Here is a 15705-nt window from a genome sequence, read left to right on the forward strand (position 1 = left end):
GCTTCCGCCTGCTTGATGAAGCCGATGATCTGTTCGGTGGTGAAGCGACTCTTGCGCATGTCCGTCCTCTTGGATGACGGACTCTACCTAGCTTCGGCTGGTACGGCTCAGTGGGGGCAGGTCAGCCACCTTCTGCTCCAGTCTGCTGCATAGGCCGGCTTCGGCCGTTGTAGGCTCACCGCCGCCTGCGTCAACCGCGTATGAATAGAATTCCTCGACCACAGCCGGGACATCCTCGATCAGGTCCTCGAAAGCCCCATTGGAGAAACCTCGTCGAGCCGCGTCATCCAACGCTTCCTGATCGAAGCCGCTGGTCTTGCGATCCGCGTCCACTTCGCGAGCCTGGCTGATCGCATGTTCCAGTGTCAGCCCCGTCCGGACCACCAGATCAACGTAGTAGATAGCCGTGCGGAAGCTCATCGCCGTGCTCTTGCCGCGTAACTTCAGCTCCAACGGCATGCAGGCCAACCGGCCGCCCGATACCGCACTGAAGTACTGCAGCCGCGCCGCCAGTGTTCGGATGGTGTTGAAGGACGTAGTGCGCAGCACAAAGCTGCCCAGTGCATCCTCCTCGCCGTCGCCCACAATGACGTTGAACCGGGCGTAGGCCTTGCAGTCGCCACTGGCGAACGGGCAGACCTCCGGTCCCGGACAGGGCTGCTGCGTCACACCTTCGTTGCCGACCCGGCGGCTGGTTTCGCCGTTACCGACGCACACCGGGCGGCCCGTCGTGCGGTCGAACAGCGAGTAGTCCGCCCGCAGGTTCAGCGCGGGGTCGTTGAACACCAGGCGTACGGGAATCGACCGCAGCTTGCCCCCTGCCTCTTTGCGTAGCGCCTCGTCCATCGGATGCAACACCCAGCCATCCCGGTTCTGCACCTGGCTGGTCAGGGTGAACTGGTCATCCTTTTCCGGCAGCCGCTTGCCGTTGCGCTCTACCACGCGGCCAATGGATATCCGCCCGATAACGGGCGGGGTGATCGCCAATCCTTTCAGCATGTTGAAGTCCTCAGTTGTTGGAGGCGCGCAGTACAAACCGACGCGACCCCGGCCGGGGCACGCTGTACTGGGCAACCAGTTCGGGGTGGTCGGTAGCCAGCTTCTTGGCATCAAGGCTGGTGCCGTCTTTTGACCGCTTGTAGGTGACCTCGCCTGCGTCAAACACCGCACGCGAGGCATCCCCCATCGCTTGTTGAATCGTTTGCTTGAGACGCTCGGCCTGCAGCGCCTTCTCCTCAAGGTCGACCCGCAACACGGCGAGGGCGGAGAACACCTCGTTCAGCGCTTCGTCGTTCGTGAAGTCCAGAGTGGAACCGTTGCCCGGGTAGAGGTGCCGAAGCGCTTGTGCTGATGACTCGCTACCGTCAGCCGGAGGCGGAGTGTCCGTCTCAACGTACTCCCAGAACCTGGCTTCAAGCACCGTCAGGCGGCCGATCACGTCCTCGTCCCGCTCGATTCGATGGATATCGAGCTTCTGTCCGCACAACAACACCGCCACATCGGCCGCGCTCTTTCCTGTCACTGCCAGTTGGTGCTGCACCTGGATTTGCACGTACTCCGGCACCCCATCGCGCCACAACCGAGAGCCGAATTCGCCGGCGGTCTTGCACTCCAGGATCTGGACGTCGGCTGCACCAACGACCTCACGGTCAATGTTGGCCAACATGAAGGGGAACGTCGGGTGCTGGAGTACCGCATTGAGCTTCCTAACTTTCCGCTCCGTCTTCTGCGTGTAGGCAACGGCGACGTAAGGTTCGAGCAACGTCCCCCAGAACGTCGGATGGTCCATCCCTGATGGCACTGAAGCGGAGACCCGGCCGGTCTTCTCCATCCAAAGCTCCAGCATGCTCTTATATGGGCACAGGCCCACCGCGGCGGCAGCATCCGAGCTACCGATGCCGCCCCTACGCACTTCCAGCCACTGATCTCGATCCAGCTTTGTGGTGTCCACCAGGCGCAACGCAGCGCGTGTGCCCATTTCCGTTCTCCCAAGTAAAAAGGCCGCCCCTGAAAGGGCGGCCTGTGTGATAGCGGCTTCTTCCGGGGGGATACCCGGAGCGTTGGTTTTTGGTTGTCAGAGCGTCATGGAAGTGCCCCGGTAACAGGTGCTGAGCACTCAATCTTCTCGGCCTGCTCCAATGTCAATCCTGCCGGCACCTCGCAACCGGCCAGATTGATGTACCCGCCCTGGGTCAGCGTCTCTTCTTTGCCGCATCCGACTATGGCCAGCCCGGTCAGCAGCCACATCAACCACCTATTGGTCTGTGTCATCAATCCGTCCTTTTGCTACCTGCGGCCTTAGCCTTTAGCCGCCTGCGTTGGCCTTCATATAAGCCTGATAGCCCTCAGTGCTTGTGTGATACACAAGCGACTCCCGCACACCACCCGCTGTCGTTACATACAAGGACTTGCCCTGCATCTCGTGTCCGGATGGCTCCGTCCCGAGATTCTCTATTGTGCCTTCGCCGGCATACCCGACAGAGTTCTTCTCCCCGGGCCCATTCGGGAACTGATACATGGCAAACGCATACCAGCTCGAATCGCCACTCGTGTAGGTGATCTTCATGGCCGTCACGAACTCCGCGACACCGTCGCCTTCAATGTCCAGCGCGGTAGCACGCACCGACGCTTCATCCAGGCGTTTGCCGAAGAATTTGCGCCCAATCGCAACGCCTGCGTCGCGTGCGTCCTGTTCATCTGCGGTGACGTATGGGTTTCTCTCCGCCGCCTCGATCATTTCGGTGGTCTTCTTGGCCACTCGATCCCTCTTGGCAAGCACAGTTGCCGTATAGCGGATGCTGCGGATGTCATCCCTGTTCGCATACACCTTGAAATTCGCATCGCTTGATTCGACCTGCGCGACCTCGTAGCTGATCTCCCGCTCTTGGACGTCCGCATCGTTTTCCATGACTAGGGTTGCGGAACAGGAGCGGTAGCCGGTGCTCTGGTCCACCTCGTTGGTCACGACACTTTGGAACACCGACGCATGGAGGATCTCCATCGCATCCGCATCGTCGAGGTTGCCGACGATATCAAGGTAGGTTTCCTGCACCTCGCCGCTGGCACAGTCGGCTTGCGACCCACAGCCCGCCAGCATCGCCGACAGACTGAGCACTGCAAAGCCCAGTGGGTATTTCTTCATGGTCGAACTCCTCGCTATTTGGTTTGATTGAGCATCCAGTTGCCTGCATACAGGCGAGGATCACCGCTACGTCTCTCGACGACGACGCTGAGTCCTGGTGAATGGGTTTGCGATCGATGCGGCGGACACGCTTTTCGGCTGCCTCGCTCGACCTCCCCTGTCGGTCGGTGCCGCTGTCGGTAGTGGCGTTCTGTTGACCACATCAGCCCCTTAACTGATAGTTAAAGTCTGCCACAGCAAAAAGGCTTCCGTCATGCTGCGCCGTCACGCCGCTTCTGCTTTCGACGGTGCCCAAGTCCCAGCTCCGCGCCAACTTCGCTGCCAGGCTGATTCAAGCCCGGCAGATGCGTGGATTCAGCCAGCGCTCGCTGGGGGACAAGATGGGCATGGGTAAGGAGCGCGGCGCGGTACGCATCAACCGCTATGAACACGAAGTCACGGCCATCGGCTTCGAAAGCTTGCAAAAGATGGCCGAGACGCTGGAAGTGCCGGTGTCCTACCTGCTTGCCGACGATGCCCGGATGGCTGATGCCATCCTTGCTCTCTCCCATGCCGACGCATCCCAGATGGACCTGCTGGCCGACCTGATTCCTGTCTTGGTCGAGAACCCGGCTTTGCTATCCAGGCTGATGAAGGTGGCGCAGCTGCCTCGGCGGGAGCAAGCCAGCGCATTGAAGTCGCTGACTGAAAAGGCCTAATGCTGCCGGCCGGCCTCTGTCGTCGCACGTTCAGACGTGAATCCAGCCGCTCATAGCGTCCGGCCCCATGGACCGGACGCCATCTCCCTCACGCTATCAGCTTCATCACTTCGTCCCACGCCTTCTGCTTGATCTGGGCGCCTTGCCCGAACCATGCAGCTTCCCGGCGGTGATCGTCGCTCCGTGCACGCCGCTGGTGATCGACGAACTCGGTGACGCTGTTCAAGACACCCCAGGCCGTACCACGGGCCGATGCCAGTTCAGACCCTTTGCCAGCGCCGTCGTACAGGCCGCGGGCCGTCTTGAACGCCTGCTCATTGACCGATACGCCGCTGCCATCGGGAGTGGGATAGGTCAGCACGCGGCGCAACAGACCATCAACGGAGTCGGGATCAACCGGGTGCTCGACCAGCGCCTTCATCCGCGCCACAAACGCATCCCAGGTGGACACCGTAAGCCCCAGCTGCCGCTTGACCACACTGGGGTCGAACTGACTCCGATGCGGCACCTTGATCGCGCCACGGTTGTCGCCCAACGCAATCGACAGCGTGTTGTTGCAGACCACGCGCACCGACGTGAACTGCGCCGTGGTGGCCAGCGTCCCATCGCAGGCGGTGGCGAGCAGCAGGTAGCCGTCCACCCGGTCACGGCCCTTCAGGGATACGCTCTGACCTGTACGGGCCAGCGCCCAGAACTTGCGCCCCTCGCGCAGGACACCTGCCGTTTCCAGCTTGAATCCGCCTACTTCCGTGAGGTCTCGGTAGAACTCCAGGATCTCGCCGGGCTGGACCACCTGGAACCGCTTGGACACGACCGCGAGCGGTGCCTTGGTGTCCGAGCGGTACAGGACCTTTTGCTCGGGGAACGAGTTGATGGTCCCGATGCCGTTCTGGCCGGTGATGTATCGCACTTCGGAGTTCTGGATGGTCCAGTTCATCCCGGCGCTCTCCTTCCAGTCGTCAATCGACTGGTTGGGTTGGAGCTTATTGCCCAGCCCGTGCCAAGGCTTCGCGCCGGCATAGGCCATCGTCTCGACTTGATGCATGTTCGACTCCTTTTTCAGACGCCATAAACGCACGAGGCCCGGTATGCCCGGGCCTCGTGCGCCATGTGCGCGGATGTGTTCAGTCGGGGAACCTTGACGTGCAACCTACGCACTTGGCGAAGCCCACCAACAGTGCGGCGGCCACGACAAGAACGCAGGTCAGGACATCGGTTTTCTCAGGCATGTTTCAGACACCCCTTACAGCGCATCGATGCGGAGCGCTTCCACGCGAGGCCAGTCCGTTCTGGCTTCAATACGGTGGTATAGGTCTGAAATAATTTTGATTGGCCGAGAGCCGACGCCCCCGGTAGTCACATGAAGAAGCTTCCCTGATCCGAGTAGCCACGCGGCTCAATCGTCACGCCGGCTACCCGTGACAACGCCGCGCCTCTGCACGAGAAGTCCTCACCTCCGTCCTGTATCCACGCACCGAGTCGTCGCCCCACCCAGCAACGCGCATAGGCGTCGCAACGCAGTAAATCGGACTCGGTGAAGGAGAACCAGCGTGACGAGAGCGCCGCCTCCGCCGCATCAAGCAAAGTGGATTTGCCAGAATCTCCCGCACCGATCAGGCAGCAAAATGGCGAATCTGGAATCCAGTCAAGGGTCGCGCCTCGAAAATTCGATACTTTGAGATGGCGAATCTGCATGGGTGAGGCTGCTCTCCAGCATCGCCTGCGCAAAACTCGTTGCTATTGACGTGCGATAGCGGTAATCGTTCCATCCATACCCGATGAGGTGAACTCGAATGACACTCGATCGCCCTGCCTGATGGCGGTCAGATCGACATCCGACGCCTGGAACGTCATGGTCATAGCAGGCCATTCCAATTCCGGCACGGGACCGTGGGCGATCGTGATGGTCTCGGCGGCGGTATCGACGGCTTCGACGACACCGTTGGCCGAAGCGGACTTCGCCGCCGTGGCGGCCGGCGATGCAGGTGCAGCCGGATCGGTCGCCGTTGTCTGAGCGGCTGCCTGCTCGTCAGTAGGCGATGAGCAGGCAGCAAGCAAGCCAAGCGAGAGTAGAGCCGTGGCGGTCTTCATTAGATTCTCCCGGGGTTGTTGGAACGGGTGTGAGCGAGCTCGCGTCGGCGCAGCCAGCGGTAGGCGGCAGGGATCACCAGCATCGACAGCAGCGGCGCGGTGAGCATGCCGCCGACCATCGGCGCGGCAATTCGCTGCATGACTTCCGAGCCGGCGCCGCCGCCAATCAGGATCGGGAACAGCCCGGCGAGGATCACCGCGACGGTCATCGCCTTCGGTCGCACGCGTTGTACCGCGCCCTCGCGGATGGCGGCGTCAAGTTCGGCTTCGCCAGCCTGCGGGTTGACCGCCAACTGGCGCTCCCAAGCTTGGCGCAGATACAGCAGCATGATGATGCCGAACTCGGCCGCGACGCCGGCCAGCGCGATGAAGCCGATCAATGTCGCCACGGAGATGGCGTGGCCCAGCAGCCACACCAACCAGAGGCCGCCGATCAGCGCGAACGGCAGGCTCAGCATGATGATCGCGGCCTCGCCGAAGCGCCGGAACACCAGGTAGATCAGCACGAACACGATCAGCAGGGTCGCCGGCACGACGATGCGCAGACGCTCGGCGGCGCGCTGCAGGTACTCGTACTGGCCGGACCAGGCCAGCGAGTAGCCCGCCGGCAGTTCCACCTGCTCGGCCATCGCCCGCTGCAGGTCCTCGACTGCCGAGCCCAGATCCCGCCCCGCGACGTCGATGTAGACGTAGCTGGTCAGCTGGCCGTTGTCGCTCTTGAGCATCGGCGGACCCATGGTGTACGACAGCTCGGCGACCTGTCCTAGGGTCAGCTGCACGCCATTGGGGGCGACCAGCGGCAGCTGCGCGAGTTCGGCGATCGAATCGCGCTGGGTACGCGGATAGCGCAGCACGATCGGATAGCGCTCGCGTCCCTCGATGGTCTGGCCGATCGGCTGGCCGCCGACCACAGTGGCGATCAGGCGCTGCACCTCGGCCTGGGTGAAACCGTAGCGTGCGGCGACCGCGGGCCTGACCTCGACATCCAAGTAGCGGCCGCCGGCGGCGCGGTCGGCCACGGCCGAACTCACGCCCTGCACGTCCGCCGCCACCGCTTCGATGCGGGTGCCGAGTCGCGCCAGCACGTCGGTGTCCGGGCCCGAGATCTTGATGCCGATCGGGCTCTTGATGCCGGTGGCGAGCATGTCGATGCGGTTGCGGATCGGCGGCACGAACAGGTTGGTCAAGCCCGGCACCTGCACGGCGGCGTCGAGTTCCTGCTGCAGCTTCTCCATGGTCATGCCGGGGCGCCACTCGCTCTTGGGCTTGAAGGTGATCGTGGTCTCGAACATCTCCAGCGGCGCCGGATCCGTGGCGGTGTCGGCGCGACCGGCCTTGCCGAACACGTGCTCGACTTCGGGCACGGTCTTGAGCATGCGGTCCGTCAGCTGCAGCAGTTGCGCGGCCTCGCCGGCCGACAGGCCGGGCAGCGCGGTCGGCATGTACAGCAGGGTGCCTTCATTGAGCGGCGGCATGAACTCGCTGCCCAGCCGCGACAACGGCACGAGCGTCAGCAGCAACGCCGCGCCGGCCAACGCGAAGGTCGCGTGCGGATGGCGCAATACCGCCTCCAGTACCGGCCGATACGCGCGAATCAGCCCGCGGTTGATCGGGTTGTCCTTTTCGGCGCGGATGCGGCCGCGGATCAGATAGCCCATCAGCACCGGCACCAGCGTGATCGCCAAGCCGGCGGCCGCGGCCATCGCGTAGGTCTTGGTGAACGCCAGCGGCTCGAACAGTCGCCCTTCCTGCGCTTCCAGGGCGAACACCGGCACGAACGACAAGGTGATCACCAGCAGGCTCACGAACAACGCCGGCCCGACTTCGATGGCCGACTGCGCCATCAGTTCCCAGCGCGCACGGCCGTGCGGATCTACGCCGTTGCGCTCGCGGTACTCCTCCAGGTGCTTGTGCGCGTTCTCGATCATGACCACCGCGGCGTCGACCATCGCGCCAATCGCGATCGCGATTCCGCCCAGCGACAGCAGGTTGGCGCTGACGCCCTGATAGCGCATCACGATGAACGCGGCGAGCACGCCCAGCGGCAGGCTGATCACCGCCACCAGTGCCGAGCGCAGGTGCCACAGGAACAGCGCGCAGACCAGCGCGACGACGATGAACTCCTCGACCAGCTTGCCGGTGAGGTTGTGGACCGCGTCGAGGATCAGCTCGGAGCGGTCGTAGGTGGTCACGATCTCGACGCCCGGCGGCAGGCTGTCCTGCAGCGCCTCGAGCTTGGCCTCGACCGCCTCGATCGCGGCCAGCGCGTTCTTGCCCGAGCGCAGCACGATGACGCCGCCGACGACCTCGCCTTCGCCGTCGAGTTCGGCGATGCCGCGGCGCAGGGTCGGCCCGCGCAGCACGCGCGCGACCTCCCCGAGCAGCACCGGCACGCCGCCGGTGGTCACCGGGACGTTCTCGAAGTCCTCGCGGGTCTGCAGGTAGCCGGTGCTGCGCACCATCAGATCGGCCCCGGCTTTTTCGATCACCGAGCCGCCGGTGGCGCCGTTGGCGGCACCGATCGCGTCGATGACCTGCTCGACCGTGATGCCGCGGGCGGCCAGCGCCTGCGGGTCGGGAACGATCTGCCACGCCTGCACCATGCCGCCGAGGGTGGCGACTTCGGCCACGTCGGGGATGGTCTTGAGCTCGTAGCGCAGGAACCAGTCCTGCAGCGCCCGCAACTCGCCCAAGTGGTGCCGCCCGCTGCGATCCACCAACGCGTACTGGTAGACCCAGCCCAGGCCGGTGGCGTCCGGCCCGAGCGCGGGCGAGACCTCCTCGGGCAGTTGATCGCGCGCCTGGCTCAGGTACTCCAGCACGCGCGAGCGGGCCCAGTACAGGTCGGTGTCGTCGTCGAACAGCACGTAGACGAACGAGTCGCCAAAGAACGAGTAGCCGCGCACCGCCTTGACGCCGGGCACCGCCAGCATGGTCGTACTCAGCGGATAGGTGACCTGGTCCTCGACGATGCGGGGCGGCTGGCCGGGCCATTCGGTGCGGATGATGACCTGGGTGTCGGACAGGTCCGGCAGCGCATCAAGCGGCGTACGGAACACGGATAGGACGCCCCAGACCGCCAGTGCCAACGCGGCCAGCAGCACCAGGCCGCGGTTGGCGATGGAGGCGCGGATGATGGCGGCGATCATGGCGTCGGCTCCGTGCCTTCGCCGGTTTCCTCAGGCGCCTCGTCGGCGTACTTCGGCACCAGCTGCATGTCCATGAACGGGGACTTGCCGGGCTTGTCGAAGTGCTCCTCCGGTCGCATCGGGTCGTACCAGTACAGGACCTCGCGCTTGCCTTGCGGCTCGGCGGTGGAGGCACCGTCCATGCCCGGCATGGTCCCGGTCGGCTGGCCTTCGGGTGCGTCGGCGTTGAGCCGATCAAGCGCGCCCGACAAGCTGGCCTCCGAATCGATCAGGAACTGACCGGAGGCCACCACCCGCTCGCCGCCCTCCAAACCGGACAGGATTTCGGTCATGCCGCCGCCGCTGCGCCCGGTCTGCACCGCAACCGGCTGGAACCGGCCTTCGCGCGTCATCACGATCACCCGGGTCTGGGTGCCGCCGCCGATCACCGCATCGGCCGGCACCAGCACGTGCGCCTCGCCGCCTTCGGGATCGAGCGTGACCTGCGCGAACATCCCTGGCGTCAGCAGACCTTCGGGGTTTTCGAGCACGATGCGCGCCTGCTGCGTGCGGCTGCCCGCCTCGATCTGCGGCAGCAGGGTCTCCACGCGGCCCTCGAACACCTTTCCGGGCAACGTGCTCACGCGCGCCTCCACGGGCGTGCCGGGGGCGATCGCGCCGACCCCGGCCTGCGGAATCGCGGCCTCCAGCCACACCGTATCGGTGCCGTTGACGCGGAACAGCAGTGTTCCGGCCGCCGCGGTCGCGCCCTCGCGGGCGGCGATCTCGCTGACCACGCCGTCGACCGGCGCGCTCAGAACGATGCGGCCGTCGTTGCTCCGCACGCTTGCCGGCAGCCCCAGCACGCGCAGGCGTTCCTGCGCGGCCGACTGCAGCGCCTGTGCCGCGGCCGAATCGGCATTGCGCAGGGCCTGCGCCTCGGCCAGTGCCGTGCTCCAGGCCGGCGCGAGGATGCCCGCAAGCGGCTGACCCGCCTGCACTCGCTCGTACGGCGCCTTGACGAACACGCGCTCGATGATCGCATCGACGCGCGCGCTCATGACCTCTTCCAGGCGCAGGTCCCAGCCGATCGTGCCGGGCACGCTGATTGCGCCGGGCAGGCGGCCACGCTCGACCTCCACCGTGCGGATGCCCAGGTTCTGGCGCACGCCGGGGGCGATCAAAATGCCGGTGCCGGTCGCCTCGTCGGCGTACTTGGGCACCAGCTGCATGTCCATGAAGGGCGACTTGCCCGGCTGGTCGAAGTGCTGGTCGGGCACCATCGGGTCGTACCAGTACAGGACTTCGCGCTCGCCCTCGGCAGGCGCCGTGGCGGAGTTGGTCGGCGACGGCGCAGGCGTTTCCCCTGCCCACCATCGGCCCAGGCCGATGCCGGCCACCAGCACCACCAGCGCGGCGGCAGTCAGAAAAAAGGTTTGCTTGCGATTCATTGCTGCGGCTCCTCGGCCAGCAGGTAGGCCAGTGCGGCCCAGGTGCGCCCGAGCGCCTCCCGGCGTTTCGTGTGTTCGAGCACCAGGTCCAGTTCGTCGCGTCGGGCGTCCAGCCAGGGTCGGATGGGTGCCCCGGCGCGGTAAGCGGCCAGTGCGGTGGCGCTGCGATCGGCCGCCAGTGGCAGCAGCGCGTCGCGATCACGCTCGACTTGACGTTTAAGCGCTTCCCACTGGGCTAGGTCGGCGCGGATGCGGACGGCCTGCTCGCGCCGTGCATCCTCGCGGGTGGCGAGCGCGGCTTCGTACTCGGCACGGCGCGCAGCGATGCCGCGATCCTGGCGATTGGCGGTGAACAGCGGCAGCTCGATGCCGAACTCCAGCATGAACATGTCCTCGCGGCCGTCGCTGCGCTGGCCGTAGGAGGCGGCCACGCTCCAGTCCGGACGCTTTTCCGCCTGCGCCAGATTGATCGCCGCGGCCGCGGTTTCGACCTGTGCCTCGGTTGCCAACAGCGGGCCGAGCCGGTCGAGCGCACGCAGCAGGCGTGCTTCGGGCACCGGCAGCGCGCCGAAGTCCGGCATGTCGGCGATGACCTGTGATGCGGGCGTGCCGATCCATCGGGCGAGCCCAACCTGCGCCGCCTCGACCGCGGCGTGGGCCGCCTCGATGCGGTTATCCAGCTCCAATACCGACGCCTCGGCTGCCAAGGCGTCGGCAGCAGGCTCGGTGCCGCCCGACACACGTGCCCGGGCGAGGTCACTCGCCAGCTCGGCCTGCTCGCGCAACGCGGTGACCTCGGTGAGTTCGCGCTGCGCGGCCCACAGCGCCACCCACGCTTCGGCGGCCATTCGCCGGACATCCAGGCGCTCGGCCAGCGCCTGCGCGCGGCGCTCCTCGACCGTCCGCGCCGCCAGCGCCTCGCGCGCGTCGCGCTTGGCACCGGCCGGGACCTCCTGACGGATGCCGATCCGTTTCATGGTCATGAAGTCGGCGGACGGGTCGAACGCATCGGCGCCGGTGACCGGCAGGTTGTCGATACCGACCATCAGCATCGGATCGGGCAAGGCGCCCGCACGGCGGGATTCCTGTCGGGCGGCTTCGACCTGAGCGCGGCGTGCATCGAGCATCGGCGCCCCCTCGACGGCCATGCGGACCGCCTCCTCCAGGGACAGGGGCGACGGCGCGGCCGCACCGGCAGCAGGCGCAACCAGCAGCAACAGGACCAACAGGCAGGCGCCGGTCGCGCGGACGCGGACTCGCCACCGCGCCGGACAGGCATTCGGAAAGAACGAAGACATGGGACCTCCGGGCAAACGTCAGACGCGCACGGCGCAAAGCGCCGGCGCGGGCTCAACGGCGTCGGAGGTCTAGATCAGAAGGCTGCAGTAGCGCAGACGCGGCGGCGGCTGGTAGCGATTAACCGGCCGCTGTCCTGCCAATGCCTGGTGCGCCAGTGGTGCTGCCACGCGAGGTTCGAAGTGGACGGGCGGCAAGGCCAGCGGGGGAACATGTGCGAACCCCGTGTCGGGAGTAACCGCATGGTCGGGCGAACAGTGCTCGGCGCAGAGTGCCGGTGCTTCCTGCGCCACCTCCATGCCCATTTGGCTGCACTCGTCGGCCATCTCGACCGGATCGGGCGGCATGTCCGGCAGGCTGCACGCGTAGGCCGCCATTGCCACCTGCTGGAACAGCAGGCAGAGGATGATCGCAAGGACGATCCGCAGGCGCTGGCGGCTGCGTAGGCGCATGGTCGGTATGTTAATCCGAAATGGAGGCAAAGCGCTGATGAATCACACGCGTGCTTGATCCTGGTCAAGCTGAACCGGCCCGCTCACTCAGCGTCCTTCTGCTCCAGGTCCGAGATGAGCGCCTTCATTTCCTGGATCTCCCGGCGTTGCGAGGCGATGATCTCGTCGGCCAGTTCGCGCACCCGAGGGTCGGAAATGTTGGCGCGTTCGCTCGTCATGATCGCAATCGAGTGGTGCGGAATCATCGCCCGCATGTACGACACGTCCTCGACCGTCGCCTGGCTGCGCAGTAACCACAACGCCCCGCCAAACACCAGCGCGCTGCCAAGCAGAATGCCCCCGTTGATCTTCTTGTTTTTGTACATGCCCAGCATGAAGAGCAGCATGATGACGCCCATGGTGGCACCCATGACAAAAGCCATGTACACGCGCGTTTCGCTGAAGAAAACATGATCGAGCCGGTAGGTATTGAGATACATCAACCCGAACATGACCACCGTCGAGGTGGCGATCATGAGTCCGAACTTCGCGTACTTCGGCATGGTGGCTCTCCTTCTGGCTTTTCTGCACTCAAGGTAACGTGCGTCGCTTCACGGTGAGGGTGGGAGTTGTCGCCTCGGAGCGGCGATTTGGATAGCCGCAGTGCATTGCCGACGACCGACACCGAGCTCAGGCTCATGGCCAGCGCCGCGATCATGGGGCTCAGCAGCACTCCGAATACCGGGTACAGGATCCCGGCGGCAATGGGGACGCCCAGCGCGTTGTAGGCGAACGCGAAGCCAAGGTTCTGCTTCATGTTGCCGACCGTGGCCGAGGACAGCTCACGAGCGCGCAAAATGCCACGCAGATCGCCCTTGACCAGCGTGACCTGGGCGCTGGACATGGCGACGTCGGTGCCGGTGCCCATGGCGATGCCGACGTCGGCCGCCGCCAATGCCGGGGCATCGTTGATGCCGTCGCCGGCCATTGCCACGCGGCGCCCCTCCGCCTTGAGCTTCTGCACCAACTCGGCCTTGTCCTTCGGCCGCACCTCGCCGTGCACCTCGTCGAGACCGAGCTCGGCGGCCACGGCGCGGGCCGTGGTTTCACCATCGCCGGTGGCCATCACGATGCGCAGCCCGGCGGTCTGTAGCGCGTCGATGGTGGCCGCGGCGCTCTCCTTGATCGGATCGGCGACGGCGACCATGCCGGCGAGACGACCATCGATGGCAAGGAACATCGCGGTCGCGCCCTGCTTGCGCAGCTTTTCGGCGGTGTCGTGCTGCGCCTGCAGTTCGATACCCAATTCGCGCATCAGGGCGGTGTTGCCCAAGGCCAGCGCATGTCCATTGACACGGCCGCGCACGCCCAGGCCGGTGACGGAGTCGAACTCCTCGGCCTTGTCCAGCTTCAGGCCGCGCTCGCGCGCGCCGGCCACGATGGCGGCGGCCAGCGGATGCTCGCTGCCCTGGTCGAGGCTGGCGGCCAGCTGTAGCACCTGCTCTTCGTCAAAGCCGTTGAACGCAATCGCTTCGCGGAAGGCCGGGCGACCTTCGGTCAGGGTGCCTGTCTTGTCGACGATCAGCGTGTCGATTGTGCGCAGCCGTTCGATCGCCTCGGCGTCGCGGAACAGCACGCCGTGGTGTGCGGCGCGACCGGTCGCGACCATGATCGACATCGGTGTGGCCAAGCCCAGCGCACACGGACAGGCGATGATCAGCACCGATACGGCGTTGAGCACGGCGAAGGTCCAGGCCGGCTCTGGGCCGAACAGACCCCAGACGAAGAACGTTGCCACCGCCGTCGCCAGCACGGCGAGCACAAACCAGAACGCAACCTTGTCGGCCATGCGCTGCATCGGCGCGCGTGAGCGTTGTGCCTGCGCCACCAGCTGCACGATCTGCGACAGCACGGTGTCGGAACCGACCTTGGCCGCACGGATCACCAATGCGCCGGTGCCATTGAGGGTGGCGCCGATCACGGCGTCGCCGACGGTCTTCTCGACCGGGATCGGCTCGCCGGTCAGCATTGACTCGTCAATGCTGGAGCGGCCCTCGACCACTTCGCCGTCGACCGGCACCTTCTCGCCCGGCCGCACGCGCAGGCGATTGCCGACGTGGACATGCTCCAGCGGGATGTCCTCCTCGCTGCCGTCGTCGTTGATGCGCCGGGCCGTTTTCGGGGCCAGCCCGAGCAGCGTCTTGATCGCCGCGCCGGTCTTGCTGCGCGCGCGCAGCTCCAGCAGTTGCCCCAGCAACGTCAAGGAGACGATCACCGCGGCCGCCTCGAAGTAGACGCCTACCCGGCCGTGCTCGCGGAACGAGGCCGGGAACAGGTCCGGCGCGACGGTCGCGACCACGCTGTAGCCGAATGCGGCGCCCACGCCAATGCCGATCAGCGTGAACATGTTCGGGCTGCCGTTGCGAATCGAGGCCACGCAGCGCTCGAAGAAGGGCCAGCCGGCCCACAGCACCACCGGGGCGCTCAGGGCAAGCTCGATCCAGGTGCGTGTCGTGGCGGACAGCGCCGGCCAGTAATGACCGAACATCGCCAATGCGAGCACGATCAGGGTCAGCGGCAGCGTCCACCAGAAGCGGCGCGAGAAGTCGCGCAGTTCGGGGTTCTCTTCCTCATCCAGGCTCGGCATCTCCGGCTCCAGCGCCATGCCGCAGATCGGGCAGGTGCCGGGGCCTTCCTGTCGGATTTCCGGATGCATCGGACAGGTGTAGATCGCCCCGGGGATGGCCGGTTCGGGTTCGGACGGTGAAAGGTACTTGTCTGGATCGGCGGCGAACTTTTCCCGGCAGCGCGCCGAGCAGAAGTGGTAGTCCTCGCCGGCGTGTTGTGCATGGTGCTTGCTCGTCGTCGGGTCGACCTGCATGCCGCAGACCGGATCGAGCACCTTGCCGTCGCTTCCGGACGGCGGCGACGCCGCCGATCCGCCGGATGCGCAACAAGAATGCGTCCCCTGCTCCGTCGGTGCGGTTCCACCGCCACTGCAGTGCGAGCGACCGGCGTCGTGGCCGTGCTTGTGCCGATGATCGTGGGTGTTCATGCCGGCTCCTCCGACAGGGCGGCCAGAATCGGGCAACGCTCCAGCGCTCCGTGTCCGGGGCAGGCCGCCACCACCGCCTGCAGGCCATCGCGGATGCGGGTCAGTTCGGCCAGCTTGCGCTCCACGTCGGCGAGCTTCTCGTTGGCGGCTGCCTTAAGTCCGGCCATGTCGTCGGCCGGATGCGCGGACAGGGCCAGCAGGTCGCGGATCTCGGGCAGGGTAAAGCCCAAGCCCTTCGCGCGGCGGATGAAGCGCAACCGCGCAACGTCGTCCTCACCGTAGCGGCGGTAGCCGGAAGGCTGCCGCTGGGGCCGCGGCAAGATGCCCTGGTGTTCGTAATAGCGCACCGTGTCGATGGCGACCCCAGCGCGGTCGGCGAGTTGTCCGATCTGCATGAACGTGCTCCTTGAACA

At 65.7% G+C, this 15705-nt stretch carries 15 protein-coding genes; 1 reads left to right on the top strand and 14 read right to left on the bottom strand.

The window, feature by feature from the left end:
• Positions 1-87: 87 nt before the first annotated feature.
• The 4 genes from KB893_RS12210 to KB893_RS12225 all read right to left on the bottom strand — a co-directional run bounded on the left by KB893_RS12210 (position 88) and on the right by KB893_RS12225 (position 3142).
• The gene (locus tag KB893_RS12210) at positions 88-999 is read right to left on the bottom strand and encodes a recombination directionality factor (RefSeq protein WP_246505632.1); all 912 of its coding nucleotides are present in this window, start codon (positions 997-999) and stop codon (positions 88-90) included.
• Positions 1000-1009: 10 nt separating this feature from the next.
• Positions 1010-1978 (bottom strand): YqaJ viral recombinase family nuclease, encoded by a 969-nt coding sequence (locus KB893_RS12215; protein ID WP_211927610.1) that lies wholly within the window; start codon positions 1976-1978, stop codon positions 1010-1012.
• Between the two features lie 104 nt (positions 1979-2082).
• Entirely contained in the window at positions 2083-2271 is a 189-nt protein-coding gene (locus KB893_RS12220) for a hypothetical protein (RefSeq protein ID WP_211927611.1), read from the bottom strand.
• 34 nt (positions 2272-2305) lie between these two features.
• Positions 2306-3142 carry a hypothetical protein gene (locus KB893_RS12225; RefSeq protein WP_211927612.1) on the bottom strand — a complete coding sequence of 279 codons (837 nt, stop codon included), beginning with the start codon at positions 3140-3142 and terminating at the stop codon, positions 2306-2308.
• 287 nt (positions 3143-3429) lie between these two features.
• Here KB893_RS12225 and KB893_RS12230 point away from each other — a divergent pair, with 287 nt between their 5' ends.
• Positions 3430-3840: a helix-turn-helix domain-containing protein gene (locus KB893_RS12230; protein WP_211927613.1), complete on the top strand. Its 411-nt coding sequence runs from the start codon at positions 3430-3432 to the stop codon at positions 3838-3840.
• A gap of 88 nt (positions 3841-3928) precedes the next feature.
• Here KB893_RS12230 and KB893_RS12235 read toward each other — a convergent pair whose 3' ends face one another.
• The 10 genes from KB893_RS12235 to KB893_RS12280 all read right to left on the bottom strand — a co-directional run bounded on the left by KB893_RS12235 (position 3929) and on the right by KB893_RS12280 (position 15687).
• Positions 3929-4885, bottom strand: coding sequence for a DUF932 domain-containing protein (locus KB893_RS12235; protein WP_211927614.1), 957 nt, complete (start codon positions 4883-4885; stop codon positions 3929-3931).
• 311 nt (positions 4886-5196) lie between these two features.
• The gene (locus KB893_RS12240; protein ID WP_211927615.1) at positions 5197-5535 is read right to left on the bottom strand and encodes a hypothetical protein; all 339 of its coding nucleotides are present in this window, start codon (positions 5533-5535) and stop codon (positions 5197-5199) included.
• A gap of 42 nt (positions 5536-5577) precedes the next feature.
• Positions 5578-5931: a copper-binding protein gene (locus KB893_RS12245; RefSeq protein ID WP_211927616.1), complete on the bottom strand. Its 354-nt coding sequence runs from the start codon at positions 5929-5931 to the stop codon at positions 5578-5580.
• Positions 5931-9080 (bottom strand): efflux RND transporter permease subunit, encoded by a 3150-nt coding sequence (locus KB893_RS12250; RefSeq protein WP_213173748.1) that lies wholly within the window; start codon positions 9078-9080, stop codon positions 5931-5933. The genes KB893_RS12245 and KB893_RS12250 overlap by 1 nt, the downstream gene beginning before the upstream one ends.
• Complete coding sequence (locus KB893_RS12255) at positions 9077-10468, bottom strand: efflux RND transporter periplasmic adaptor subunit (RefSeq protein WP_377731414.1); 1392 nt, start codon at positions 10466-10468, stop codon at positions 9077-9079. Before KB893_RS12255 ends, KB893_RS12250 begins: the two co-directional genes overlap by 4 nt.
• A gap of 38 nt (positions 10469-10506) precedes the next feature.
• Positions 10507-11808: a TolC family protein gene (locus KB893_RS12260; protein WP_213173749.1), complete on the bottom strand. Its 1302-nt coding sequence runs from the start codon at positions 11806-11808 to the stop codon at positions 10507-10509.
• A gap of 69 nt (positions 11809-11877) precedes the next feature.
• On the bottom strand, positions 11878-12258 hold the full coding sequence (locus KB893_RS12265) for a hypothetical protein (protein WP_211927226.1): 381 nt from the start codon (positions 12256-12258) through the stop codon (positions 11878-11880).
• 83 nt (positions 12259-12341) lie between these two features.
• A complete protein-coding gene (locus KB893_RS12270; protein WP_211927227.1) occupies positions 12342-12800 on the bottom strand; it encodes a DUF305 domain-containing protein in 459 nt (152 codons plus the stop codon).
• Positions 12770-15292 carry a heavy metal translocating P-type ATPase gene (locus KB893_RS12275; protein ID WP_213173750.1) on the bottom strand — a complete coding sequence of 841 codons (2523 nt, stop codon included), beginning with the start codon at positions 15290-15292 and terminating at the stop codon, positions 12770-12772. Before KB893_RS12275 ends, KB893_RS12270 begins: the two co-directional genes overlap by 31 nt.
• The gene (locus tag KB893_RS12280) at positions 15289-15687 is read right to left on the bottom strand and encodes a heavy metal-responsive transcriptional regulator (protein WP_211927229.1); all 399 of its coding nucleotides are present in this window, start codon (positions 15685-15687) and stop codon (positions 15289-15291) included. Before KB893_RS12280 ends, KB893_RS12275 begins: the two co-directional genes overlap by 4 nt.
• Between the last annotated feature and the right edge of the window lie 18 nt (positions 15688-15705).

Source organism: Coralloluteibacterium stylophorae (assembly GCF_018122625.2).
Lineage (GTDB): Bacteria > Pseudomonadota > Gammaproteobacteria > Xanthomonadales > Xanthomonadaceae > Coralloluteibacterium > Coralloluteibacterium stylophorae.

Coding starts and splice junctions, on each gene's coding strand:
- KB893_RS12275 (WP_213173750.1), bottom strand. CDS start 15,292: ATGAACACCCACGATCATCGGCACAAGCACGGCCACGACGCCGGTCGC.
- KB893_RS12280 (WP_211927229.1), bottom strand. CDS start 15,687: ATGCAGATCGGACAACTCGCCGACCGCGCTGGGGTCGCCATCGACACG.
- KB893_RS12220 (WP_211927611.1), bottom strand. CDS start 2,271: ATGACACAGACCAATAGGTGGTTGATGTGGCTGCTGACCGGGCTGGCC.
- KB893_RS12245 (WP_211927616.1), bottom strand. CDS start 5,931: ATGAAGACCGCCACGGCTCTACTCTCGCTTGGCTTGCTTGCTGCCTGC.
- KB893_RS12265 (WP_211927226.1), bottom strand. CDS start 12,258: ATGCGCCTACGCAGCCGCCAGCGCCTGCGGATCGTCCTTGCGATCATC.
- KB893_RS12210 (WP_246505632.1), bottom strand. CDS start 999: ATGCTGAAAGGATTGGCGATCACCCCGCCCGTTATCGGGCGGATATCC.
- KB893_RS12215 (WP_211927610.1), bottom strand. CDS start 1,978: ATGGGCACACGCGCTGCGTTGCGCCTGGTGGACACCACAAAGCTGGAT.
- KB893_RS12235 (WP_211927614.1), bottom strand. CDS start 4,885: ATGCATCAAGTCGAGACGATGGCCTATGCCGGCGCGAAGCCTTGGCAC.
- KB893_RS12250 (WP_213173748.1), bottom strand. CDS start 9,080: ATGATCGCCGCCATCATCCGCGCCTCCATCGCCAACCGCGGCCTGGTG.
- KB893_RS12240 (WP_211927615.1), bottom strand. CDS start 5,535: ATGCAGATTCGCCATCTCAAAGTATCGAATTTTCGAGGCGCGACCCTT.
- KB893_RS12270 (WP_211927227.1), bottom strand. CDS start 12,800: ATGCCGAAGTACGCGAAGTTCGGACTCATGATCGCCACCTCGACGGTG.
- KB893_RS12260 (WP_213173749.1), bottom strand. CDS start 11,808: ATGTCTTCGTTCTTTCCGAATGCCTGTCCGGCGCGGTGGCGAGTCCGC.
- KB893_RS12225 (WP_211927612.1), bottom strand. CDS start 3,142: ATGAAGAAATACCCACTGGGCTTTGCAGTGCTCAGTCTGTCGGCGATG.